Annotated in this window: 20 protein-coding genes; 15 read left to right on the forward strand and 5 right to left on the reverse strand. The window is 47.9% G+C overall.

Annotation, left to right across the window (positions count from 1 at the left end):
• Positions 1–12: 12 nt before the first annotated feature.
• On the reverse strand, positions 13–798 hold the full coding sequence (locus KTO58_RS27290; protein WP_095836368.1) for a TerC family protein: 786 nt from the start codon (positions 796–798) through the stop codon (positions 13–15).
• 100 nt (positions 799–898) lie between these two features.
• A complete protein-coding gene (locus tag KTO58_RS27295) occupies positions 899–1,930 on the reverse strand; it encodes a quinone-dependent dihydroorotate dehydrogenase (protein ID WP_095836367.1) in 1,032 nt (343 codons plus the stop codon).
• A gap of 597 nt (positions 1,931–2,527) precedes the next feature.
• On the opposite strand from KTO58_RS27295, the gene KTO58_RS27300 reads away from it, so the two are divergent.
• Together KTO58_RS27300 and KTO58_RS27305 are read left to right on the forward strand one after the other, a co-directional pair.
• Complete coding sequence (locus KTO58_RS27300) at positions 2,528–5,167, forward strand: TonB-dependent receptor (protein ID WP_095836366.1); 2,640 nt, start codon at positions 2,528–2,530, stop codon at positions 5,165–5,167.
• Positions 5,168–5,177: 10 nt separating this feature from the next.
• Complete coding sequence (locus KTO58_RS27305) at positions 5,178–6,047, forward strand: DUF4249 domain-containing protein (RefSeq protein WP_157752714.1); 870 nt, start codon at positions 5,178–5,180, stop codon at positions 6,045–6,047.
• A 47-nt stretch (positions 6,048–6,094) separates the two neighbouring features.
• On the opposite strand, the gene KTO58_RS27310 is transcribed toward KTO58_RS27305, so the two are convergent.
• A complete protein-coding gene (locus KTO58_RS27310) occupies positions 6,095–6,343 on the reverse strand; it encodes a hypothetical protein (RefSeq protein ID WP_095836364.1) in 249 nt (82 codons plus the stop codon).
• Positions 6,344–6,938: 595 nt separating this feature from the next.
• On the opposite strand from KTO58_RS27310, the gene KTO58_RS27315 reads away from it, so the two are divergent.
• The 5 genes from KTO58_RS27315 to KTO58_RS27335 all read left to right on the forward strand — a co-directional run bounded on the left by KTO58_RS27315 (position 6,939) and on the right by KTO58_RS27335 (position 11,279).
• Positions 6,939–7,778 (forward strand): heme/hemin ABC transporter substrate-binding protein, encoded by an 840-nt coding sequence (locus tag KTO58_RS27315; protein ID WP_095836363.1) that lies wholly within the window; start codon positions 6,939–6,941, stop codon positions 7,776–7,778.
• On the forward strand, positions 7,778–8,833 hold the full coding sequence (locus KTO58_RS27320; protein ID WP_095836362.1) for a FecCD family ABC transporter permease: 1,056 nt from the start codon (positions 7,778–7,780) through the stop codon (positions 8,831–8,833). Before KTO58_RS27315 ends, KTO58_RS27320 begins: the two co-directional genes overlap by 1 nt.
• 1 nt (position 8,834) lies before the next feature.
• Positions 8,835–9,680: a heme ABC transporter ATP-binding protein gene (locus KTO58_RS27325; RefSeq protein WP_095836361.1), complete on the forward strand. Its 846-nt coding sequence runs from the start codon at positions 8,835–8,837 to the stop codon at positions 9,678–9,680.
• Positions 9,681–9,684: 4 nt separating this feature from the next.
• Complete coding sequence (locus tag KTO58_RS27330) at positions 9,685–10,716, forward strand: hemin-degrading factor (protein WP_095836360.1); 1,032 nt, start codon at positions 9,685–9,687, stop codon at positions 10,714–10,716.
• 257 nt (positions 10,717–10,973) lie between these two features.
• Complete coding sequence (locus KTO58_RS27335; protein ID WP_157752713.1) at positions 10,974–11,279, forward strand: hypothetical protein; 306 nt, start codon at positions 10,974–10,976, stop codon at positions 11,277–11,279.
• Positions 11,280–11,343: 64 nt separating this feature from the next.
• On the opposite strand, the gene KTO58_RS27340 is transcribed toward KTO58_RS27335, so the two are convergent.
• Complete coding sequence (locus tag KTO58_RS27340; protein ID WP_225859943.1) at positions 11,344–12,279, reverse strand: AraC family transcriptional regulator; 936 nt, start codon at positions 12,277–12,279, stop codon at positions 11,344–11,346.
• A gap of 154 nt (positions 12,280–12,433) precedes the next feature.
• Between KTO58_RS27340 and KTO58_RS27345 the strand changes: the two genes are divergently transcribed.
• The 6 genes from KTO58_RS27345 to KTO58_RS27370 all read left to right on the forward strand — a co-directional run bounded on the left by KTO58_RS27345 (position 12,434) and on the right by KTO58_RS27370 (position 21,357).
• Entirely contained in the window at positions 12,434–13,966 is a 1,533-nt protein-coding gene (locus KTO58_RS27345) for an aldehyde dehydrogenase family protein (RefSeq protein WP_095836357.1), read from the forward strand.
• Positions 13,967–14,056: 90 nt separating this feature from the next.
• Complete coding sequence (locus KTO58_RS27350) at positions 14,057–14,422, forward strand: DUF779 domain-containing protein (protein WP_095836356.1); 366 nt, start codon at positions 14,057–14,059, stop codon at positions 14,420–14,422.
• Positions 14,423–15,121: 699 nt separating this feature from the next.
• On the forward strand, positions 15,122–17,419 hold the full coding sequence (locus KTO58_RS27355) for a TonB-dependent receptor (RefSeq protein WP_157752712.1): 2,298 nt from the start codon (positions 15,122–15,124) through the stop codon (positions 17,417–17,419).
• Between the two features lie 59 nt (positions 17,420–17,478).
• Complete coding sequence (locus KTO58_RS27360; RefSeq protein WP_095836353.1) at positions 17,479–18,540, forward strand: HmuY family protein; 1,062 nt, start codon at positions 17,479–17,481, stop codon at positions 18,538–18,540.
• A gap of 437 nt (positions 18,541–18,977) precedes the next feature.
• Positions 18,978–19,898, forward strand: coding sequence for a DnaJ C-terminal domain-containing protein (locus tag KTO58_RS27365; protein WP_095836352.1), 921 nt, complete (start codon positions 18,978–18,980; stop codon positions 19,896–19,898).
• 37 nt (positions 19,899–19,935) lie between these two features.
• On the forward strand, positions 19,936–21,357 hold the full coding sequence (locus KTO58_RS27370; RefSeq protein WP_095836351.1) for a DHA2 family efflux MFS transporter permease subunit: 1,422 nt from the start codon (positions 19,936–19,938) through the stop codon (positions 21,355–21,357).
• Positions 21,358–21,416: 59 nt separating this feature from the next.
• On the opposite strand, the gene KTO58_RS27375 is transcribed toward KTO58_RS27370, so the two are convergent.
• Positions 21,417–21,629 (reverse strand): hypothetical protein, encoded by a 213-nt coding sequence (locus KTO58_RS27375; RefSeq protein ID WP_095836350.1) that lies wholly within the window; start codon positions 21,627–21,629, stop codon positions 21,417–21,419.
• A gap of 223 nt (positions 21,630–21,852) precedes the next feature.
• Here KTO58_RS27375 and KTO58_RS27380 point away from each other — a divergent pair, with 223 nt between their 5' ends.
• Positions 21,853–23,142, forward strand: coding sequence for a hemolysin family protein (locus KTO58_RS27380; RefSeq protein WP_095836349.1), 1,290 nt, complete (start codon positions 21,853–21,855; stop codon positions 23,140–23,142).
• A 275-nt stretch (positions 23,143–23,417) separates the two neighbouring features.
• Positions 23,418–24,746, forward strand: coding sequence for a GntP family permease (locus KTO58_RS27385; RefSeq protein WP_095836348.1), 1,329 nt, complete (start codon positions 23,418–23,420; stop codon positions 24,744–24,746).
• The last annotated feature ends 23 nt before the right edge of the window (positions 24,747–24,769 follow it).

The following is a 24,769-nucleotide window of genomic DNA, read 5'->3' on the forward strand; positions in this document are numbered from 1 at the left end:
ATAAGAAGGTGATTATTTATTGTCTTCGTCTTTGATGGTAGGTTCGCGCAATTGAACGGGATTAGCCGGTTGTTTGCGCATACGCATGTTGAGCAGTTCGACGATGAAAGAGAAGGCCATGGCGAAGTACACATAGTTTTTAAGGTGCAGATCGTGTGCTTTTTCGGCATCCCAGCCTTCTACGATCAGGATGGCGCCGACCATGACGAGGAAGGACAGTGCCAGCATTTTGAGGGTGGGATGTTTGTGAATGAAGTTGCTGATACGGGGGGCGAACAGGAACATGATGATCATGGCGATGATAACGGCGATGATCATGATGGGGACGTGTTTGGCCAGTCCGACAGCGGTGATGATGCTATCGAAGGAGAAGACGATATCGATCACGATGATCTGTCCTACTACGTTGAGGAGGGTTACGCCTTTACCCGGTTTGTTGCCGGATTGGAGGTTTTGTTCTTCTTCGCCTTCCAGTTTGTGGTGGATCTCCATGGTGGTTTTTACCAGGAGGAAGAGGCCGCCGGCGAGCATGATGAGGTCGCGGAGGCTGAAGCCGTGGTCGCCGATGTGGAAGAGGGCGCCGGTGGCTGCTACGATTCGGCCGATGAAGAGCAGCAGGATGATGCGGACGCCGATGCCGGTGAACATCCATATCCGGCGTGCCTGGAGGCGTTTAGCGTCTGGCAGGCGGTTCATTACGATAGATACGAAGATAACGTTGTCGATACCCAGTACCACTTCCATAATGATCAAGGTGAGTAAACTGATAAGCGATTCTGCGGTCAGTAAATATTCCATGATAGATTGATGATTGTACAGCTGAATACAGCCACCGGTCGTTGTGACAGCAATGACGGTGCCATAGTTTTAGTTCGCGGCCGCCGGGGCGGCATATACTTTATTGATTGTTGGCCAGTCCTTCACATATCTTTTTGGCGATGGTAGGGCCTTCATAGATAAATCCAGTATAGACCTGTACCAGGGAGGCACCTGCCTCCAGTTTTTCCCGGGCATCTGCTGCGGTGAAGATGCCACCTACTGCTATGATAGGAAAGCTGCCCCCACTCCGTTGGTGTATGTAGCGGATTACGGCGGTAGCCCGGTCTTTGACGGGAAGTCCGCTGAGGCCGCCGGCGCCGATAGCGGCGACGGTATCGGCAGGTGTTGCCAGTCCTTCCCGGCTAATGGTGGTGTTAGTGGCAACGAGTCCGGCCAGCCCCGTTTCCTGAACGATCTCTATGATGTCGTCCAGTTGTTCGTTGGTCAGGTCGGGCGCTATTTTGAGCAGGATGGGTTTGGGTTTGGTTTTTACCGTGTTGAGTGTCTGCAGGTGATGCAGCAGCTGTTTCAGCGGTTCTTTTTCCTGCAGGGCGCGCAGGTTGGGAGTGTTGGGAGAGCTCACGTTCACAACGAAGTAGTCCACTACATCGAAGAGGGCATGGAAACATTTTTCGTAGTCGCTTATTGCGTCTTCGTTGGGGGTTACTTTGTTTTTGCCAATATTGCCGCCGATAATGATATCGGATTTTCTTTTACGGAGTCTTTTGGCTGCGGCGGTGGCGCCTTCGTTGTTGAAGCCCATGCGGTTGATCAGGGCCTGGTCTGTGGGGAGGCGGAACAGGCGAGGCAGTTCATTGCCAGGTTGTGGCAGTGGGGTGACGGTGCCTATTTCTACGAATCCGAATCCGAGGCTGGCCAGTTCGTCGGTATATTTACCGTCTTTGTCAAAGCCAGCGGCCAGTCCTACCGGGTTTTTAAAGCGCAGCCCCCAGAGTTCGCGCTCCAGGCCTGGCGTATTGCTGCTACAAAATTTGCCGATCAGCTGTTTTCCCAGCGGCAGGCTATGTGCCCACTTTAAACCGTGCATTACTTGATGATGGATCTTTTCCGGCGAGACGCGGAACAGTATTTTCTTGATTAACCCGTACATGGTGGTGCAAATATAATAAAGAGCGAGATGTGATGATAGTAATGTGTATATATACTGTATGGCAGACTGCAGTGAGATTGGCTGGAGTTGCTTTACTGTAGGGGGTCTGAGGGGAATTAGGTATATTTGTTGACCCTAGCCCCAACAAACGTACGCGGAATATAGCGGCAGGGCCCCAGCGCGGGTAGGAGCGTGTGTGACTTATCCGGCTCATATTAAACTTTTTGTTAGTTATTGTTCTTAGCATTGGAGCGGTTATTTTTGTGCCGCTGTCAACAGGTGGGTTCGCTTATTGGAAGAGGAATGGACATGCGGAGGCATTAATTCTGTTAATATTTATCATTTTAGTCATAGGGGTTAACCACACCATCGGTGTCTTTATGAGTAATGTGCGTAATAAATCATTTGCCGTTTCGTTTATGACCAATACCCGGTGCAAAAAAGGAAGTATTAAGCAACCATACAGCAGTATCTGATACCGGGATGTGCAATCTGACAGTAACTTGAAGATAAAAATATGGCACCTGTCACAAAATTCCTGTACATCCGGAGGATGCTCACTGTATTTATTTACCCTATAAATTAGATTACCGTTATATGTCAATTGCCGGAAAACTGTTGGTGGGGACGCTGTTATTGTGTCTTCCCTTACAGGTGATGGGATGGGACTGGCACACCAGGGTTACTGTAGTATTGAAGGATCAGCCGTTGTTGGAGATTTGTCGGTTGCTGGAAAAAGGCTATGGTATTCCATTTTCTTACAGCCGTGAAATTGTGAACCTCTCCCGGAAAGTAAGTATAGAAGCATATGACCGGCCCCTGCGACAGGTGCTGGAAAGCGTGTTTGTGCCCAATAATATAGCGTTCAAACGTATAGGCGATCAGATCGTATTGACGCTGCGTAAGTCGCAGGGGGTGACTTACAGCGGATATGTGGAGGATGTGAACAGTGGAGAGAAACTGATCGGGGCCACTATTTATTGCCCATCGTTGCAATTGGGCACTACCAGTAATGCATTTGGCTTTTTCAGTCTGACCCTGCCGGCCGATACGGCCCGGGTATGGGCTTCTTATATCGGTTATCAGCCGGTGGAACTGATTACCAAGACCAAACAAGGTATCATTGTGTCGCTGGGGCCGCTGGCAAGCCTGAAGGAAATAGTGATATCGGAGGCGTTGCAGCCACATTTGCAGCAGCAGACGCAGATGAGTAAGATCGGTATCCCTACGGCCGAAGTGAAGTCCATGCCTAAATTCCTGGGAGAGGCGGACATATTACGGACGATACAGAGCCTGCCCGGCGTGTCTGGTGGGATGGATGGTGTCGGGGGGATCAACGTGAGAGGGGGCAGCCCGGATCAGAACCTGATCCTGCTGGATGGAACGCCGGTATTTAATTCCACGCACCTGCTGGGGATATTTTCGGTATTCAATGCGGATGCGGTAAAAAATACGGACCTCTATAAAGGGGCATTTCCTGCCCGGTTTGGTGGCCGGTTGTCTTCTGTGATTGATATTGCCATGAAAGATGGCGACATGAAGGAGTATCACGGAGAGGTGGCATTGGGTTTGATCGCTGCCAAGATGATGGTAGAAGGACCTATTAAAAAAGAGAAGACCTCTTTTATGGTCTCGGCCCGTCGTTCGTACACTGACCTGCTGATGAATCAGCTGGTGTGGAATAACACGAATACTGATGACGGCTATATTGGGGCTTATTTTTTTGATGCTAATATCAAGGTCAATCATATCTTTTCCCCCAAGGACCGGTTGTATTTCAGTGCTTATGGCGGACAGGACAAGCTGAAGCTGAATACGGCCGAGCGTGGTAATAATTTGCCCGGTGGTTCTGGTTATAAAGAGAATGCCGGGATCCGGCTGAAGTGGGGGAATGTGACGGCTGCTTTGCGCTGGAATCACGTATTTCATCCCAAATTGTTCTCCAATGTGACGCTTAACTATTCCCAATATTATTTCCAGACAGATTACGAGTATAAGTACAGCTCTGTGGATCTCAATGAGATCTCCAACCAGTATGGGCAGTATTATTCCCAGATACAGAATGCGCTGGCCAAGATTGATTTTGATTACCGGCCGCATCCGAAGCACTCTATCCGGTTTGGCGGCGGGGTGATCACGCACATCTTTACGCCCGGGGTATCATTGTTCAAAAGTCAGCAGCAAGCCAACTATCCCCAGGATACGATGATGAGCAATGCGAAGACGGTGGGGGTGGAGATGAGTGTTTATGCAGAAGATGACTGGGAATTGTTGAAGCACCTGCATGTGAATCTGGGATTGCATTTGTCGTCGTTCCTGGTGGAAGGTCGTTTCTACAGTTCTCTGCAGCCGAGGTTGGGAGCCCGTTTTCAGATGCCGGCCAACTGGGCCTTGAAGTTGGCATATACACATATGAACCAGTATATACACTTGCTGACAAACAATGGGACTATGTTGCCCACGGACCTGTGGGTGCCTTCGACGCCGAGGGTCATGCCTATGTTTTCCCGGCAGCTGGCGATTGGTGCGGCGAAGACCAGTACGAATGGCATGTTTGAATATTCGCTGGAAGGGTATTACAAAACGATGGATCATGTGATCGAATACCGGGATGACCTTTCTTTCTTTTCCACCGGTAGTGGTTCCGGAGCCAAGCGTTGGGATGAGCGGGTAGCGATTGGTCATGGCTGGGCATATGGTGGTGAGTTGTTATTACGTAAGAAGAAAGGCAATTTCCGGGGATGGATAGGATATACACTGGCCTGGTCGGAGCGTCAGTTTAACGATGTAAATAAAGGGAGGAAGTTCCCATACAAATATGACCGGCGTCACGAGTTGGAGCTGGTGTTGATACAGCGTCTCGGGAAGCATTGGGAGGCTTCTGCTTCCTGGAGTTACAGTACGGGACTACCGGTGACACTGGCGATAGGCAGTTATGAAGGTATTTCGGAGCCCTCTCCTCATACGCCGGTGGAAACGCCCGGGCGGGTGGATTACATGGGTGAGCGGAACAGTTTCCGTACGCAGGATATTCACCGGCTGGATATCAGTTTTACTTATACGAAACAAAAGAAGTGGTGGGTAAAGAGCTGGAACTTCAGCTTGTTCAACGCTTATAACCGGCGGAATCCCTTTTTCCTTTATATGAAAAAGGATGAGGAGAAGAAGCAGCGTTATTTGACACAGTTCAGTATACTACCGATATTACCTAGTGTTACCTATTCCATAAAATTCTAAAGCTATGTACATGAAACGCTTTTTCGTTGGTGGGATAACGTTATATATGACACTCAGTGCCTGTGAGAAGAAAGCGGAGCTGAATGTTCCGTATGAAGGTGATCGTATCGTGGTGAACAGTTTTATACAACCGGACAGTCCGGTGTATATACGGGTGACCAAGAGTGTGCCGGTAACGGTATACAGTGAGGATCAGTTTCCTACACTGTCTTCCGCGCAGGTGCATTTGTTGGAAAACGGCAATGATGTAGGGGTGTTGCAATGGCAGGAGATCAAGGGGAAGGGATATTTTGTTTCAAAAAGGCCGGCTGCACGCGGTAACCGGTATACCATCAAGGTAGCCAATGAGGGATTGACGCCGGTGGAGGCATCTGATACGATTCCTGCGGTAGCTACGATCACCAATGCTTATGCGCAGCGTAATGCGAACCGGGTGAGTTTCCTTTTGGAAGACTGGGAAGGAGTTGATAATTACTATCGTATACGGTTGTTCAAGGCAGATGAGGATGCTGCTGCGTTGGGTATTATACGTCCTAAAGCTACGGTGGCTTATCGGCTGGACCCTACTTATAATACTGTTTTTCTGGCAGAGTTGACCAGTAGTTATTACAATACGCTGTTGATCGGCGACAGTCGATTTGACGGCAGGAAGATACAGTTTGTATTACAGACACAGGACGTCATCAATGATAAGTACATCATTGCAGAGATCAGTGCGTTATCAGAATCAGCGTATCATTATCTACAGACGGCCGGTTCCCAGGGAGGTATTACCGGACTGGTCGTTTCGGAGCCTACGCGTGTATTCTCCAATGTGCAAAACGGCTATGGAATTGTTGCCGGTATTAATACACGGCAATTACTACTGAAGGTAGAGTGACAGTGTCTTTTTTATTACTATAACGTCCCCTCCATGAACAGATCGGTTCAGACGCTTTGATTTTTAAGAATCACATCGTTGATCTGACAGGACAGCCGCACGCAGGCGCTGATAATCACTGTTTCTAAAGCTTTGTATCCTTCTGCCTCCAGGTGATAGATCTCAGGATAGTGTTCCTCGGCGAGCTGTCTGGCAGCTGCGATAAGGCCATCCTGTACATTGACGATCTGCTGTTGCTCCCGTAATGTTTCCTGATAGAGGTGAGAAAATGGATCCAATATTTCATCCCAATCCATGGCAAAATAGGTTTGAATGGTAGAACACAAATATTAATTGAATGCAAACGGTCGTATTAATTAGGGAACAACCTGCCGTCGATTTAGTTCATTATTGCCTCGCGCTATTTATGCTGCAATCCGTAAACCTCATTATAAATAGTTAATCTGTAGATTCTTATACATAATTCTTGTCAAGGTTGTGCTTTAAATGGTGATAACTTTTCTGTCAGACCCCTTGTTTTTCGTTTTGCGTAAAAAGCGGCTTTAATTTTCCCGATTTGATCAAACTTTTACATTTCTATGACCTAGCTTTGTCTCACGCTACTACTCCGCCACCTGTACAATAGTAAAAGCTGCCTGCAGCAGTTGTTACGTTGCTTATTTTTTGCCTGCAATTTTGGTATAACACCGTGATATATCATTTGGCTGATGATCGTTGATCACTGCCTGATGAGGTATGCTGTGTGCGCATCAAAGAAACTTGCCGAAGCACGGCGGAGTAGTTGTTTCGGTAGGTGGTGGTTGGCCCGAACCCCGGGTAGGGTCAACTATCTTTTTTTAAAGCAGGCGTGTACGTCACTCATCTTAAAAAAACAATAACAAACTAACTGACATGTTACGCAAATCAAGTTTGTTTGCCGTATGCCTGCTGCTGGCTGGTATTTTTATCGCGGTAAATACACAAGCTCAATCATATAAAAGGATCGTTTCGCTCAACGGGACTATTACCGAGATCATCTGTGCGCTGGGATTTGAAAAAAGCCTAGCAGGGGTAGATGTAACGAGCACCTATCCCGCCAGTGTAAAGCAGTTGTCTAACGTAGGGCACAACCGTACTATTTCTGCGGAGCCGGTGCTGGCGTTAAAACCAGACCTGATCATCTCTACAGCTGCTTTCCTGTCGCCTGGTGTGATCGAACAGTTTAAGCGTGTGAACGTAAAGACGGTGATCCTGCAACAGGATTATTCCATCAACGGTACCAAACAATTGATTACTACGGTGGCGGCTACATTAGGTGTACCTGAAAAGGGAGTGGTGCTCAATAAACAGCTGGATCAGCAGCAGTCGGCTTTGAAGATTGCCAAACAAGGAAAGAAAGTATTATTCATATATGCCCGCGGCGCTGGTACGATGATGGTCGCTGGTACGGAAACACCGGTAGATAAGATCATTGCCCTGGCAGGAGGAACCAATGCGGCAAGTAGTTTTAAAGATTTTAAGCCGCTGACGGCGGAAGCACTGGTAGCTGCCAATCCGGATGTGATACTGATGTTCGACTCTGGTTTGGAGAGCATGGGCGGTGTGGATGGCCTGTTGAAAGTACAAGGTGTATCTCAGACGACTGCTGGCAAACAAAAAAAAGTGGTGGTAATGGATGGTCAGTTGTTGACCGGTTTCGGCCCACGTGTGGTGGCCGCTATTCGTGAGCTGTCTCAGAAGATCAACGCCTAGTGAATAAGAAGATAAGAAGTATTGGTAGTACGGGGTTACTCTCCCTAGCATTGCTGGCCATGGTGATCATTGCCACGGGTACGGGCGCTATGCAGGTATCGCCGGGGCAGGTGGTAGCGATCCTCCTGAAGCAAGTGGGGATCTCTTTGCCGGTAACCTATGATGAGAGTATGGAAGGTGTATTATGGAGCATCCGGTTGCCTCGGGTAGTGCTGGCGGTGCTGGTAGGCGCGGGGCTGGCGCTGGCAGGGGCTGCTTTACAAGGATTATTCCGGAATCCGCTGGCAGATCCCAGTCTTATCGGTGTAAGCTCTGGTGCATCGCTGACCACTGTCATGATGATCGTATTGCAGAGTGCCATTCCTTTTTTGCAATTCAACGGTGTCCTGGGTTTTTATGCCCTGAATATCGCGACATTTATAGGGGCGGCACTAGCTGTGCTCTTTGTATTCCGCATCTCTGCCTATGGCCGTACGACGCAGATGACGACGATGCTGCTGGCCGGTATTGCTGTAAATGCGTTGTGTAATGCTATCACCAGTATGATGACCTATCTCTCTTCCAACGAGCAGTTGCGTAGCATTGCTTTCTGGACAATGGGGAGCCTGGGAGGCGCCAGCTGGCAGACGGTGCTGGCGGTATTGCCATTCATATTGATACCGGCTGTTATGTTACCCCGGATGGGACAGGCGCTGAATGTATTCGCGCTGGGAGAAAGAGAGGCGATGCATAGTGGCGTAAAAGTCGGGCGACTGAAAACGCAGCTGGTCATTTACTCCACAATGGCAGTAGCAGCCGGCGTAGCGGTAGCAGGTATCATTAGCTTTATAGGGCTGGTCGTACCTCATATCGTACGGCAGTTCACAGGTGCAGACCACCGGCTACTCATCCCTTGTTCGGCGATTACCGGCGCGATCCTGCTGACAGGAGCAGACCTGCTGTGCAGAACGGTTGTAGCGCCTGCCGAATTGCCGGTAGGGATTGTTACAGCTATCATAGGAGCACCCTTCTTCATCTGGCTGATCATTAAAGAAAAACGTACAACGGCGATATAAGATGCTGCAAGTAGATAACATATCATTATCCCTCGGGCATATGCCCATATTGCGGCAGGTGAGTTTTGACGCACCCGCGGGTGAGTTATGTGTGCTGATGGGCGCCAACGGAGCGGGTAAATCTACGCTGTTGAAAACGCTGGCCGGAGAATACTCACATTACAAAGGGACGATCCGGTTTAACAAGAAAGCATTAAAGGATATTCCTGTGGAGGGGCAGGCTACTATGCGGGCTGTTTTGTCTCAGCAGCAGAGCCTCACGTTGCCTTTTACCGTTACAGAAGTGGTCCGTATGGGCCGGTTTGTATACGGCTACCAGGCTGCTTCACTGGATCAGGAGATCATTGACTACGCATTAAAGACCTTACAGGTATACGATCTGCGGCATCGCTCTTTCCTTACCCTGTCCGGCGGACAGAAGCAACGAGTGCAGATGGCGCGTGTATTGGCACAGTTGCTGGAGGCACCAGATATCGATGCAGTAGATTACGCCGGTCGTAAAATGCTGCTGCTGGATGAACCAGTAACGGGTATGGACATACTTCATCAGCAGATAGCGCTGCAATTATCGTCCCAGTTAGCGGCCAGAGGCGTATTGGTGGTGGCCGTGCTACACGATTTTCAGCTGGCAGCGGCCTACGCGCAGCGGATCGTATTACTACACCAGGGCCATGTATATGCCGACGGCAATGTCGCCAAGGTATTGACTGCCGACAATATTGAAAGTTGTTTTGGTATTGCCGTCTCCGTATTGCAACATCCATTGTGCGAATACCCACTTATCGTCACTGCCGGCAACGGCACTCATCATTATTCATCAGCCCAGGAGGCTATTAAAATAGTTTAATACAATGGAGACAACGACCCTCCCCACACTCAAAGAACAATGGATTGCTTTCCGTCAGGAGCATCCAAAGACACGTATCCGCGATGCGGCGCGTCAGTTACAGGTAAGCGAAGGCGAGCTGGTAGCGGCTTGCACCGGTGCTTCCGTGGTACACCTGCGTAACGATTTCCGGGAGCTGCTGCGTCAGCTACCGCAGATAGGCAAGGTGATGGTACTCACCCGTAACGAAAGCTGTGTGATAGAGCGTAAAGGTGTGTTTGAAGATGTACAGGTAGACAATGCTCATGTGGGTGTAGTAGTAGGGCCCGATATAGATCTACGTATGTTCTTCTCCCGTTGGATATTTGGCTTCGCAGTTATGGACGATGAGAGCATTGGCTTCAAACGTTCGATCCAAATATTTGACGGGCAGGGCAACGCGGTGATCAAGATATACAGTGTAGCACAGACGGACCTGGCTGCCTGGGATCGCCTGGTGGCAGCTTTTCCGGCTGCGGAGCAACCGGCGGCCATAGCAGTAACACCCGCCCCTGCACCGAAGGTATATGAAACAACTATTGACGAAGCAGCATTCCTGGAAGAATGGGCACAGTTGAAAGATACACATGACTTCTTCCCGCTGCTGATGAAATACAAGGTAGCCCGTCAGCATGCACTGGAGATCGCTACCGGCCGTTTTGCCCGTAAAGTGGCTAACGACAGTGTAAAGCCTTTGCTGGAGAAAGCGGCTGCCAGTGGTCTGGAGATCATGGTATTTGTTGGCAATGCCGGTAACATCGAGATACATACCGGTCCGGTAGAGAAGATCGTAGAGATCCCTGGATGGATCAATGTGATGGACCCTGCATTCAACCTGCACCTGAAATTAACGGATATCGCCGGTTGCTGGGTAGTGGATAAACCTGCGGAAGGCGGGGTGACTTCCCTCGAAGTATTTGATGCGGCAGGGGAGATGATCGTACAGTTCTTCGGTAAACGTAAGCCCGGTATTCCGGAGCTGCAAGCCTGGAGAGACCTGCTGGCGACGCTGGCATAGTAAGTAGCTTTGCTTGTACATATTGACATACATCATTATCAAAGCAGTGATAGCCAGGATGGTAACAGCCGGTTTTATTTAAAAGCGGGAAAGCCAGGTTGGCCGGAGTGGCTGTTGCCCTTTGATAGTTGATGACTGGTTTTTACACCAAGGGCCTGAATGGTATCTGTCAGATACGATTCAGGCCTTTTGTTTTTCATATAATTACTTCATTATTATTGATTGTAGCGTTTTTTTCCTTTGCTCAAATTGGCGTAATGCAGCAAATAGATCTGTACGTCATCAACATGGCAGTCAGAAAAATTGGACCCAAATTGAAGACTTGGGGGATGTTGAAGAGGTCGGTAATCGCCAGTTTATTATGGAACTGGAGAGATTGGCCGGGTTTAAATGTCATCAATGAAAATAGGGCAATGAGGATCCTGGTAACCTACATGGAGGACGGCTGGGTAGTAAGGGAAATGCCTGGAGGAAAAATAACAAGGGTGATAGAAGTGATAGGAAAGGAAAAAGTAAGGAAACTAAAGAAAGGAACTGTGCTCTATGTCGGAAAAAAAGACTAAAAGAATGTGATGAAATACCACTTTGGGTAGATCAATATATTTTGGAACGCCTAGGAGTATAGCATTACTCTTTTTCCCCCATGACACAAGTCAGATAAGCACCTGGTGTAATACCTTCTATCTTTTTAAATACCCGGGTGAAATAATTGACATCGCTAAACCCGCAATGTGCGCTGACGGACTTAATATCCTGCTGGAGGTTTGCCAGTAAGGTTTTCGCCATCCTGATACGGGCGGCATTGATATACTCCAGTGGCGTAATGCCAAACTGTTCACGGAACCATTTGAAGAACATGTTCCGGCTCATGTAAGCCTTGCTGCATAAAGCATCGATAGCAATCTTTTCAGACAGATGCTGATGTATATAGTGTAATACGTGATGTGCACGGCTACTATTGTTTTCCTTTTCGCTGGCGATCGCTACATTCTCTACATGCTGACTTTGTATCAGCCGTATCAGCAGTTCTTTCATTGACAGGTCTGCCAGTATATTTTTGGATTTGTTGGCACTGCTGCAGATACGGATCAGTTTATTCAGTAGGTCTGCTATTTCGGTATCATTACCGAAGTGATAACGGGAGAACTGCAGCTGCCAGTCTACCCGTTCATCTTTAGCACTATTGTAATAGTTATTGAGGTAGTCGACCGTATTATGGACATAGCTGGCATCGATGGCCAGGGCAATACATTGTGTGGGATTGTCGGAAGCGGCTTCAGGGAAATCGATCCGCATTTGTTCTTTGGCGGGTACGATGACGGTTTCGCCGGGCAGGTAGTCAAAACCGGCGTCGTCAAACAGGTGCATGACCTTTTTGCCCCTCACCATACTGGTAATGACAAAGTCGTTGAACAGCAGGGGAACCTGGTAAGCCTGTTCATAGCTCTCGAAAATGTTGAGCTCACAGTGTTGGAGGTTGAATATCCGCCTGTTCTCTACCAGTGTCTGCAGCTGTCTGGGAGCAGTGAGTGCTACATGTTGCAATGGATTATTGACCGGCATGACGATAATGATTTGTTACAAGTTAGGACTACCATCCATAAGTTACTAAAATCGGGGTACAATCGTGCTATAAAAAGATACAATTGTGGGGCGGTAATGTTTTTTTTTGGTGAAAATTGAGGGTATCTATTCACCATTTAAAATTCCTGCCGTTATGAGTAATTCCACTGCAACTGCACCTCAAACAAACATTGCAGCACGCCCCTCTTTTAAGGAAAAATATGATCATTATATAGGTGGACAATGGGTGGCTCCTGCGGGAGGGCAATACTTTGACAATGTCTCCCCTATCGATGGGAAAGTATTTACCCAGGCAGCCAGAGGTAATGAAAAAGATATAGAAAAAGCGGTAGATGCTGCGCATAAGGCATTTCCGGAATGGAGCCGTACTGCCGCTGCACATCGTAGCAATATCCTGCTGAAAATAGCCCAGGTGGTAGAAGACAATCTGGAGCTGCTGGCAACCATAGAGACCATCGATAATGGTAAGGCGATCCGTGAGACCCGCGCTGCTGACCTGCCATTGGTGGTAGATCACTTCCGCTATTTTGCGGGTGTGATCCGTAGTGAAGAAGGACATATCAGCGAGTTAGACGACACTACCGTCAGCATCAACCTGCATGAGCCAATCGGTGTGGTAGGACAGATCATTCCATGGAATTTTCCCTTGCTCATGGCTACCTGGAAAGTAGCCCCGGCGCTGGCTGCCGGTTGCTGCGTTGTGGTGAAACCCGCGGAGCAGACGCCTACCAGTATCATGTGCCTGATGGAACTGATCGGTCACCTGCTGCCTCCCGGTGTACTCAATGTGGTGACCGGCTTCGGTCCGGAAGCGGGCAAGCCACTGGCACAATCTCCCCGCGTGCAGAAAGTCGCGTTTACTGGTGAGACAACCACTGGGCGGCTCATCATGCAATATGCCTCGGAGAACCTGATCCCGGTAACTATGGAGCTGGGTGGTAAAAGCCCTAATATCTTCTTCGAATCCGTAGCGGCCGCCGATGATGAGTTTTTTGACAAAGCCGTAGAAGGTGCAGTAATGTTCGCCCTGAACCAGGGAGAAGTATGTACTTGTCCCAGCAGGATACTGGTACATGAAAATATCTATTCCAAATTTATGGACAAGGTAGTGCAGCGTACAAAAGCCATCCGTATGGGTAATCCGCTGGATGGTACCGTGATGATGGGGGCACAGGCTTCGGAAGACCAATACAATAAGATATTGAGCTATCTGGAGATCGGTAAGCAGGAAGGTGCACAGGTATTGACAGGAGGTGAAGCATACCATCAAAACAGTGGCCTGGAACACGGCTATTATGTACAGCCGACTATCCTGAAAGGCAACAATAAGATGCGGGTATTCCAGGAGGAGATCTTCGGACCGGTAACCTGTGTAACTACCTTCAAAACTACAGAAGAAGCGATACAGATCGCTAACGATACACTTTATGGACTTGGTGCCGGTGTATGGACGCGTGATGCCCATGAAATGTACCAGGTACCGAGAGCGATACAGGCAGGTCGTGTATGGGTGAACTGTTACCATGCGTACCCTGCACATGCACCTTTCGGAGGATATAAGAAATCAGGTTTTGGCAGGGAGACGCACAAGATGATGTTGAACCACTATCGACAGACGAAAAATATGCTAATATCTTACAGCAAGCAGAAGCTGGGATTCTTCTAACTGATTAGGACTTGATGTGGATGACTTATGAGGGGGAGCGGCAGCATGGATACTGCCGTTCCCTATGTTTTTAATCAAACCAGGTGTCTCATGAAAGTAGCACGCATAGTAGCCACGGATAAAGCGCTATCCCTGATAGAACGATTGACAGAACAACACGGTGCACTGATGTTCCATCAGAGCGGGGGCTGCTGCGATGGCTCTCAGCCGATGTGTTTTACAGCCGGGGAATTTAAAACAGGTAATAGTGATGTGTTGCTGGGCGAAGTGGCCGGCTATCCCTTCTATATGAGCAGGGACCAATTTGAATACTGGAAACATACACAGCTGATATTAGATGTAACTCCCGGCCGGGGTAGTAGTTTCTCGCTTGAAATACCCTTGGGTGTTCGTTTTCTAACCCGGTCGCGGGTATTTACTGCAGCAGAACTGGTACAACTTACTTCCATTGAATAATAATAACCAACGGGTTATTTCCCATTGTCTTTTACCTTTTTGCGTAAATAGTTTTCCCGATCTGCGTATCCGATAAATGAACAGCTGTTTACTTTTGTATTGTTAACCGGTTCTATCTGGTTAGCAATACGATACCGGGTACTCCGCCAGGTATTTATCAATGTAATTACTGATCCCGGCAGCGCCCTGACCGGACAGTATTGCATGTCTCGCCTCTGTACGTTTAAGAAAATCAGCAAAACCTTACAGATGAAATTATAACTATCCTACCTAGAGAACCACTGTATTGGACCGGTGCTATTTGCTTGTTAAAGCCATAGCTACAATGTTGTTTGCAGGCGATAGCCCGGTTTATGCTATCAACGTCCCTTCTATTCCTATAGGTCCATGGCCGTTGTGTCATGGACTAATTTTCCCTTTTGCGTAAATCATTTTCCTGATTGGACCACGGCCGGCCATGGTAAATAGTTTCCTTTGCATTGTTAAATCCTGCTCCGCCGCAAGATATGCACGCCGTTATAACGGTGATGCTTGTTATTTTTTATCCCTGCTCTCAGCAATAAGATGGTTCAGGCAGATCCTTTGGACTGACCTGTCTGTGTACAGCTGTGCCGCTTGTAAAAGCAGCACTGTTGATGACAATTCCGGATGATAAAAGCCTGCCATTTGCTGGGCGATAAAGAGCGTTTTCGCAAGTGCATGAAACTGTATATTTTACTCCTTGTTAGTTGTATAACCAATTGCCTGTTCGCACAGGCCCAACAGCCTACCGCCGTATTAAGAGGGCGTGTCTTTACAGCAGGAAATACTCCCGCTGCCGGGGTAACCGTGCACGTGAGTGGTATTGCAAAAGGTGCCAGCACCGACGAAGAAGGGCGTTATCGGTTTAAAGCACCTGCCGGCAAACAAACACTGATCGTACGGGCTGTAGGCCAGCAGGAACAACGAATCCCTGTTGTGTTAACTGCCGGAGATACAACCGATGTACCACAAACCCACCTGACAGTCGCACAATATCACTTGGATGATGTGGTAGTGACCGGCCAGTTCGAACCGCAATCCATGCGTAATGCTGTACAGCGGGTACGTACTATCAGCAATGAACGTATTAAACTACGGGGTGGTACCGATATCATAGGGGTGATCAATAACGAACTGGGTGTGCGCCTTTCCAATGATCTCGCGCTGGGCGAAACACGCATCGAACTGATGGGCATGGGGGGCGCCAACGTCAAAATATTACTCGATGGCGTTCCGGTCGTTGACCGTGGCGACATCAAACAGAGCCTCGGGCAGATAGATATCAATACAGTAGAAAGGATTGAGATCATCGAAGGGCCTATGTCCGTGGTATATGGTACCGACGGTCTGGCTGGGGTGATCAACATTATTACCCGTAAAAGCAGCGGAGAAGACCGGTTGTCTGTTTCCGCCCGTGTACAGGAGGAAACCGTAGGCAACGAATACAATGCCTTTACTAAAAAAGGGGTGCATAACGAAAACCTGCAGGTCAACTGGGAACGTAAGGGATGGTATGCCGGCGCCGGCGTAACCCGCAATAACTTTGGGGGATGGCAAGGTGGCAATTCAGGCCGTAAGAAAGAATGGAGCCCCAAAGACCAATGGCTGGGGAATGTTTCCTTCGGCTATGGCAAGAAGAACTGGAAAGCCTGGTATCGCCTGGATTACCTGAATGAAGATATCTGGAGCGGAGGCAACATCAACCCGGCAAATGGAAAAACGACAGATCAGCATTATATCACCAATCGTTATACCCATCAGGGACAAGCCGAGTATAAGTTGAATGATGCCTGGAGTTTCAACGGCATAGTATCTTACCAGGACTATAAACGCCGTACCAAATCCGATATCATCAATTTTGTGGATGGGACTTCGCAGCCAGACCCTCAACCTGGGGCGCAGGCGCTTTCTACTTTCAATACCTGGTTCTTCCGCGGCACTGCCCAATATCGTTTTTCCTCTGCCGTGTCCTTTCAGCCCGGTATAGAATATAAACGTGATGCTGCAGGAGGCGAACGTATAGAAGGTACGCCAGTTATCGCTGACTATGCTTTCTTCATTTCTTCTGAGATCAAACCGTTATCTATTCTGAATATACGGCCGGGACTGCGATTCAGCAAAAACTCCGCTTATGATGCACCACCGGTGATACCTTCACTGAATGCAAGGCTTGCTATTACCAAAGATATTGACCTGCGGCTGGGATATGCACGCGGCTTCCGGGCGCCGGCATTGCGCGAGTTGTACTTTTATTTCTTCGATGCCAGCCACTCTATCAAAGGTAATCCCAATCTGAAAGCAGAACATTCCAACAGCTTTACCGGCTCGTTGACCTGGCGTCCTGTCCATCAGGAAAGGACCCGGTTAAGTATAACGTTGAGTGGCTTTTACAACAATTTCGATAACCTGATCGCTACGGCAAAAAGCGCAGAAGATCCCAGGATATTTACATATATCAACGTCAATAAATTCAAGACGACCGGCGGTATGCTGGAGGGTACCCTGAACTGGAATAACCTGCAATTGTCAGCCGGATTTTCCTACATCGGCAGATATAATGAGTTCTTCAAGGACACCACACAGGTTGAAAAAGGCCGTTCGCTTCCTCAGTTTGTCTGGAGTGCGGAGATCAATACAGGAGCTACCTGGAAGTTTCCCAAACTGGGCGGTACCCTTAGCGCCTTCTATAAATTCACTGGCAAACGTCCGGAGTATGTATTGGCCAGTACTACCCCCAATGGCCCTGCTGCTGTGTTGCTTTCAGAAGTGCAAGCCTTCCACTGGATGGACCTCACTGCTACCAAAAAGATCAACAAACTGGTGACGCTCAATTTAGGGGTGAAGAACCTGTTTGACATAAATACCCTCCGCAATACAGTTATGGATAATCGCGGTGGGCATAACACCAATGGTCCTGTGCCGCTGGCATATGGCAGGTCTTATTTCCTGGGGCTCAACTTTAGCTGGAATCGCTAGTAGTGACGTCCGGCAATACATAAATCAATAACAATAAAACCTATAAAAAATATAAGCAAATGATGATCAGAAATGCAATGATGCTGTTTGCAGCAGTGAGCGTATTTAGTGCCTGTTCTAAAAGCGACGATAATAAACCCGTGATCCCTCCACCTTCCGATGGTTCTAAAATAACCCTGGATGGCGGCACCGGTGGTGCTTCTGCTACCAATACTGTATATGTAGATTTTAGCAGTAATAGTACTGCCAGCGTAGCGCGCAACAGCTGGAACCTCGGTTTCTTCGGCGGCAATGATTATCGTGTGATACTGAACTATAATACCAGCACAGCAGCTACTGCCACTACTAAAAATGATATTACCAAAGTAACGGTAGATGACGCAGCGGCAATAAACCTGGAAATTGCACTAGGTGAAGGTAAACTGGAGTATGTAGATGATGCTACCGGCGATATTTCCAAAACGGTGATCGCTGCCGTATCTGCTACTGATGCAGATAACAAAGTGTACCTGATAAAACCTGATGGGGCAACAAAAAAAGAAGACTGGTATAAAGTACGTGTAGTACGCAATGGCAACGGGTATAAATTACAGTATGCCAAATTGAGTGAAACGACGATCCAGACAGCAGACATCAGCAAAGATGCTGCTTTCAACTTCTCCTTCTTCTCTTTTATCGGTGCTAAACTGGTAGTGGTAGAGCCTAAAAAAGCAGATTGGGATATCCAATGGGGACTGGCAATGTATTTCACATTCAATCCTGATACTAACGGCAATATTCCTTATACATTCTCTGACCTGGTGTTCATCAATAACCTGGCAGGTGTAACAGCTGCGGAAGCTACCGAAGCAAATGGTTTCAAGTACGATACTTTTACAGCGGCTGATGTTACGAATACTAAACTGGTATTCAGTGGTAAACGTGATGCAATCGGCAGCAAATGGAGAACTACTGGCGGCCCGAATGGTGGTGCTACGGGTATCAAACGTGATCGCTTTTACGTAGTAAAAGATGCGGCAGGTAACTACTACAAGCTGAAATTTGTAAGCATGGGTCTCGGCCAGGATGGTGGTGTTAGAGGTAAGCCTGAGATCGAGTATAAACTAGTTAAGAAAGCATAAGTTTTTAGGTGAATCGATGTAATATGCATCCCGCAGGTGAAGACCTGCGGGATTTTTTTATATAACACATCTGCCCGTGCATTGCTTTTTCCGATTGTGTAAATTGAATTCCTGTTTCGAGATACAACACGCCGCTATCCGCAATACTTCGCACCGTCATCATTACTCCGCCCGGTTAGTATGCAATACCCCAAAGGGAGTGCATTGTTGTAGCTGTTTTGTTCCGCAGCCTCAAACTCGTTATCAATTGCTGACAATTTGTCTGCTGGTGTATATGGTGCGATAGGGCTCAGTTCTAAAGCACTGTCTGCGCCTTTCGTGCAGGAATTGCCGTCTGGACAGGGAATCACAGTGCTGCTCTGATATAGGACCTGCTTTACGGAGGGACTAAGTTTTTATGGCGGCATTTAGCACATTTTTTGTTGTTTTAGGCTGCTATGGATATAAAAGACTATTACAAAATACTAGGCGTCAGTAAATCCGCTACAGCGGATGAATTGAAGAAAGCCTACCGTAAGCTGGCGGTGAAATATCATCCGGATAAGAATCCGGGTGACAAAGCGGCAGAGGAGAAGTTTAAAGAGATCAGCGAAGCGTATGAGGTCCTGAATGATCCTGATAAAAGAAAGAAATATGACCAATTTGGTGAAAATTGGAGAAGCTACGAACAACATGGTGGCCGCGCTGAAGACTTCGATTGGTCCCGGTATGGTGGTGGCGGAGGTGGTTATGGCTACCAGGGTAATATGGACGAGATGTTTGGTGGGGATGAGCAGTTCTCTGACTTTTTTGAGCGGCTTTTCGGTGGGCGCTTCAGCAACCGTCAACAGCAGCCGGCTCGTGGCAATGATGTACAGGCCAGGATGGAAGTGTCACTCGATGATGCCTTTAACGGAGGTACACGCCAGGTAGAAGTAAACGGCGCCCGACTCAATATTAAACTCAAGCCTGGCCTGCAGGATGGCCAGGTGATCCGGCTCAAAGGAAAAGGGATGTCCGGTCGCAAAGGAGGTGCCAACGGGGACCTGCTTATTGCCATTCAACTTACGGGCAATACACAATTTGAACTGAAAGGGAAGGACCTGTATACCAAGTTGCCGGTAGATCTCTATACAGCGGTGTTAGGTGGTAAGATCACGATACCTGCGCTGGGTGGACCTGTGGCGATGAACATACCCGCAGGAACGGACACCGGTAAAGTATTCCGCCTTAAAGGAAAAGGAATGCCGTACTATGATAAACCGGAGGAACATGGTGATCTCTACGTCGAATTACTCGTACATATACCACAACAGCTCTCTGATAAAGAAAAAGAACTCTTTACAGAACTGGCACGGCTCAGGAAAAAGGAAGCATAAAGGACTGATTATATATTGATCACTCATATGACCTGCTATGCGGAACCAAAACAGATCCGGTGTTTTATGGGTAATGGTACTAGGCACGATGATGGCTGGCCTGGACTCGAGTATAGTTAATATTTCGCTGCCGGTGATGAGCCGGCAGTTTGATTGTAGCCTGGATGATATAGAATGGGTGATCACAGTGTATATGCTGAGTTTTTCATTACTCATGCCTATGACCAACTGGCTGAAGAGTAAGTTGGGATTCTTTAACCTCTATATTGCCGCTATCGGTTTGTTCACCTTGGGCTCTGTGCTGTGCGCATTGTCCGGTAGCTTGGAGACTTTATTGATAGCACGTGTGATACAGGCATTGGGAGGAGGCGCCATTGCCCCTGTCTCTATGGCGATCGTGTCTTATGTGTTTCCTGCCCGGGTGCGCGGTTCTGTATTGGGATGGTGGGGGTTGGGCAACCTGATGGGCCCTGCTATGGGCCCAACATTAGGGGGATTCCTGACAGAACATTTCGGCTGGCCTTCTATCTTCTTTATCAATTTACCCATTGGCATCATTGCGATTGCATTGTCTTTCCGTTATCTAGGTTTCCTCCGGCAGCAGGTAATGGTCAAAATACCATTTGATCTTTCCGGCTTTGTCGCTTTTACGATATTCCTGATCACCTTACAATATGGGATTGCAAAGGCAGAACGTATCGGATGGACCGGCCCGCAGATACTGATCTCATTGGCAGTGGCCATCGTCGCGCTGGTTTGCTTCATTTTTATCGAAAGAAAAAAAGAATTTCCGCTTATCGATCTGCAATTGTTTCGCAACTATGCTTTCGTCAGCTGCATCCTTGTTACTATTTCTCGCTCCGCAGCACTATTCGGAGGATTGTTCCTATTGCCTTTTCTGCTGCAGGGACTGTTAGGATACTCAGAGTCCGCTTCGGGTTTGCTGATCCTGCCTAATGCATTGCTAATGGCGGCACTCATGCCATTTGCGGGTAAATGGTCAGACAAACATGGTTCCCGGAAGATATCGATGGTTGGACTGGCATTGCTGGCATTGTCCATGTGGATGTTCTCTCTCCTGGATCAGGGAAGTCCGATAGCACTCATATTAACCGCCATGTCTATCCGGGGCATTGGCATGGGATTGCTGGTAGCTCCACTGAGCGCCGCTACTATCAGTGCTGTAAGGCCTGCCGAAGTAACGATGGCCTCTGCCGTCAGCAGTTTATTGCAACAGGTAGGAGGTGCATTGGGGATAGCCGTATTGGCGATCATCAGCCAATCCGCCATCAGGACACATATGGCTGCAGGCATGAGTGAACCGCTGGCACAACACCTAGCCCTGCAGACCGGCTTTCGGGTTTCCATGGGAATATTGCTGGTCACACTAATTCCTGCTTGGTTCCTGCCCAGGAAAAACACAGCCGTTCCCGACGACGATCAACGTATACATACCTGATGGCGCTTCAGAAAACTAAGCAGGACAGCGTGAGGAAATATGCGAAGTACTGGATAGCGTTACAGGATCTTCCTGAAAAAATCAGTTTCCCTGGCCCATTCGGCCAAGGCAGATACGATAAAATAAGCAGCAGCGGCAATCATGAGAAGGAGGCCCGCAATGCCTAATTTGAAAAATGCTTTTACACCGAGTAATCCCGCCGAATGCGCAGAATAAGCCAATAATGCGATTAGTATACCCCCCGCGGCGGCAATTAATGCTGTTTTCTTCATGGGTATCAACACAGTTAAAAATGGTCAAAAGAGGGTTAAGAATATTAAAGATAACACTTTTGTGTGATAGTGCGTGGTGGAATATATTTTGCAATAATCCCTTATCAAATAGCAAGCTTCTGATTAATATCCGTGCATTAATATTAATATTAAAATATTCAGTAAAGTACTAATCTTAACAAGGCATTGACTATATTTGGCGTTGCGAACCAATAGTTACTTCATGGTCCTTGATGTTTTCCTGACTATCTTTCTGGTACTCTTAAATGGTTTTTTTGTTGCTGCAGAATTTGCAATCGTAAAAGTACGTTCCTCTCAGATCAAAAGCTCCGGCGGTGTCGGACAAAGGCTCTCTAATGTATCCCGGCATATTATCAGTAACCTGGACGGCTACCTGGCTGCCACACAGCTGGGTATCACCCTGGCTTCACTTGGCCTGGGTTGGGTGGGTGAAGAGCTGATGACCACTCTTATCATCAATCTGTTCAATACGCTGGGACTGAACATTCCCGACAAGACGGCACATACCATCGCTATTCCGATAGCATTCCTTTGCATTACCATACTACATATAGTATTCGGTGAACTGGCCCCTAAGTCGCTGGCTATCCGTAAACCGCTGCCTACTACCTTTGCAGTTGCTTTCCCGCTGCGTGCATTCTATTTTATATTCCGTCCTTTTATCTGGATGTTGAATGGCCTCGCGAATGCCATCCTGCGCATATTCGGAATTACGCCGGCAGGTGAACAGGATATCCACTCAGAGGAAGAACTTAAACTCATCATCTCAGAAAGCCATGAAGGTGGTGCCATCGAAGAGACGGAAAGAGAATTGATCCAGAATGTATTTGACTTCGATGATCGCAGGGTAAAAGAAATACTCACCCATCGCAAAGAGATTGTGGTGCTGGATATATCCTGGCCGGTAGAGAAGCTGCTGGATGAGGCGATCAAAGAAGGATACTCACGATATCCCGTTACACGTAACTCGCTGGATGAACTGGCAGGTATTATCTATACGAAAGACCTGATCAAAAGCGTGCATGAAAAGACACTGGCTAATATAAAAGATATCCTCAAGCCTGTGTTCTATGTACCGGATAATATGAAGATCAAAGACCTGCTGCGTACTTTCCAGAGTAAACGTATACAGATTGCTGTTGTGACCAATGAATTTGGAGATACCACCGGTATAGTGACGATGGAAGATATCCTGGAAGAGTTAGTGGGGGATATACAGGATGAACACGATCAGGAAGCACCTGTCGTAGAACAAAAAGATGAAAAAAACTTCCTGGTTGATGCGCACGAATACCTGGTAGATATAAATAGGTTATTACCGGTAGAACTACCCGAAAGTGAAGATTATGAAACACTTTCCGGTCTCATCAATTATCGCCATGGTAGTATACCGCAGGAAGGAGAGGTATTGGTCATTGATGATTACGAAATACTGATCCTGAAAATGTTCCGCAGCTCTGTGGAAAAGGTCAGACTACGACTGCTCAAATAGCCATAACGTATTTACGGGATATAAAAGAAAAACCGCCTTAAAAGGCGGTTACTTATTCCTTGTAATTCCACGTTATGAAAAAAATCTTTCAAACAAAAACTATAAAACGTATTGCTCCCCAATACTATTCATTTATCCCCAATTTGAAGTTAAAGCAGTGTTAAGTATTGGTTGCTTAACAATAACTTCACACGTTCTGCCTGAAAGTAAAGACTGTTTTCGGGCGCTAACTTCCCTGCATCTTTCCTTATATTGTGTAGATAAACCCGGAACGCATGAACAATACTTTCATAGCACTGCTCATCAGTTTGGTAGCTGGCGTGGGTCTGATCGTACTGCTTACCGCTCGTTATCGTATGCACGCTTTCTTTGCATTGTTTGCGGCCTCGTTTTTTGTAGGTATATGTGTACAGATGCCCGTACCGGCTATCCTGACAGCTATGAAAGATGGTTTCGGACATATTATGAAGTCATTGGGGTTTATTATCGTACTGGGCACAACGTTAGGGGTGCTGCTTGAGTATACAGGTAGCACCCAGGTAATGGCCCGGTTTATCCTGAAACGGGTAGGTGAACGGTATGCTGCCGCAGCGATGAGTATTACAGGCTTTATAGTAGGAATGCCCATCTTTTGTGACTCCGGGTACATCGTATTGAGCGGCCTTAGCAAATCCTTGTCGGCACGCACAGGTATCGCTACCGCTATCATGTCTGCCTCCCTGGCTACCGGCCTTTATGCAGTACATTGCCTTATCCCTCCCCATCCCGGCGCCGCCGCTGCTGCTGGACTACTGCAGGTGGATTTTGGTAGGCTTATATTAGTAGGCACCCTTGTCGCCATCCCCGCAGCCGTTGTAGGTAGCTGGTGGGCACACTTTGCCGGACGTAAATTTGAACATGTACCCTCCGTCGCAGCGGAGGATACTATAGCGGCCGGGCATCGGCAGGAGCCGACCGTCTGGCAGGCTTTTCTCCCGGTGATAATACCTATCCTGCTGATCGCAGCAGGGGCCGCCTTCGGAAAAGATACTTCCACCGCAGCTACGGTATGCCGCATAATGGGAGACCCGATACTCGCACTCACGACCGGTGTGGTACTGGCCTTTTGGGGAAATATATCCTGGACCAAGGATGTGGTGGGCAAACTATTACAGGATGGAGCAGAAAAAGCGGGAGGAATTCTGGTGATCATCGGAGCAGGGGGGGCCTTCGGGGCAGTACTGGCAGCCACAGATATCGGTAAACACTTCGGTGATGCATTGCCGCTAGGCTCCCTCGGGATATTTTTCCCCTTTTTATTGACCTTTATACTGAAGACCGCACAGGGCTCTTCTACCGTTGCAATCATCACGGCTGCTTCTATTATACATCCATTACTACCGGCACTGGGATTACAGGATGATACCGGCCGTATGTTATGCGTATTGTCTATGGGAGCCGGTTCTATGATGATCTCGCATGCTAACGATGCTTACTTCTGGGTGATCGCTAAATTCTCGTCGCAGGACATGAAACCGATGTTAAGAGTCTATTCTATCGCCACTATCTGGATGGGAGTGGTATCTTTTGCATGCATTTACCTGCTTTCTTTATTACTTAGATAAAGTGATGCCAGTTGAAGGACAAT

The sequence above is a fragment of the Chitinophaga pendula genome (assembly GCF_020386615.1).
Taxonomy (GTDB): Bacteria; Bacteroidota; Bacteroidia; order Chitinophagales; family Chitinophagaceae; genus Chitinophaga; species Chitinophaga pendula.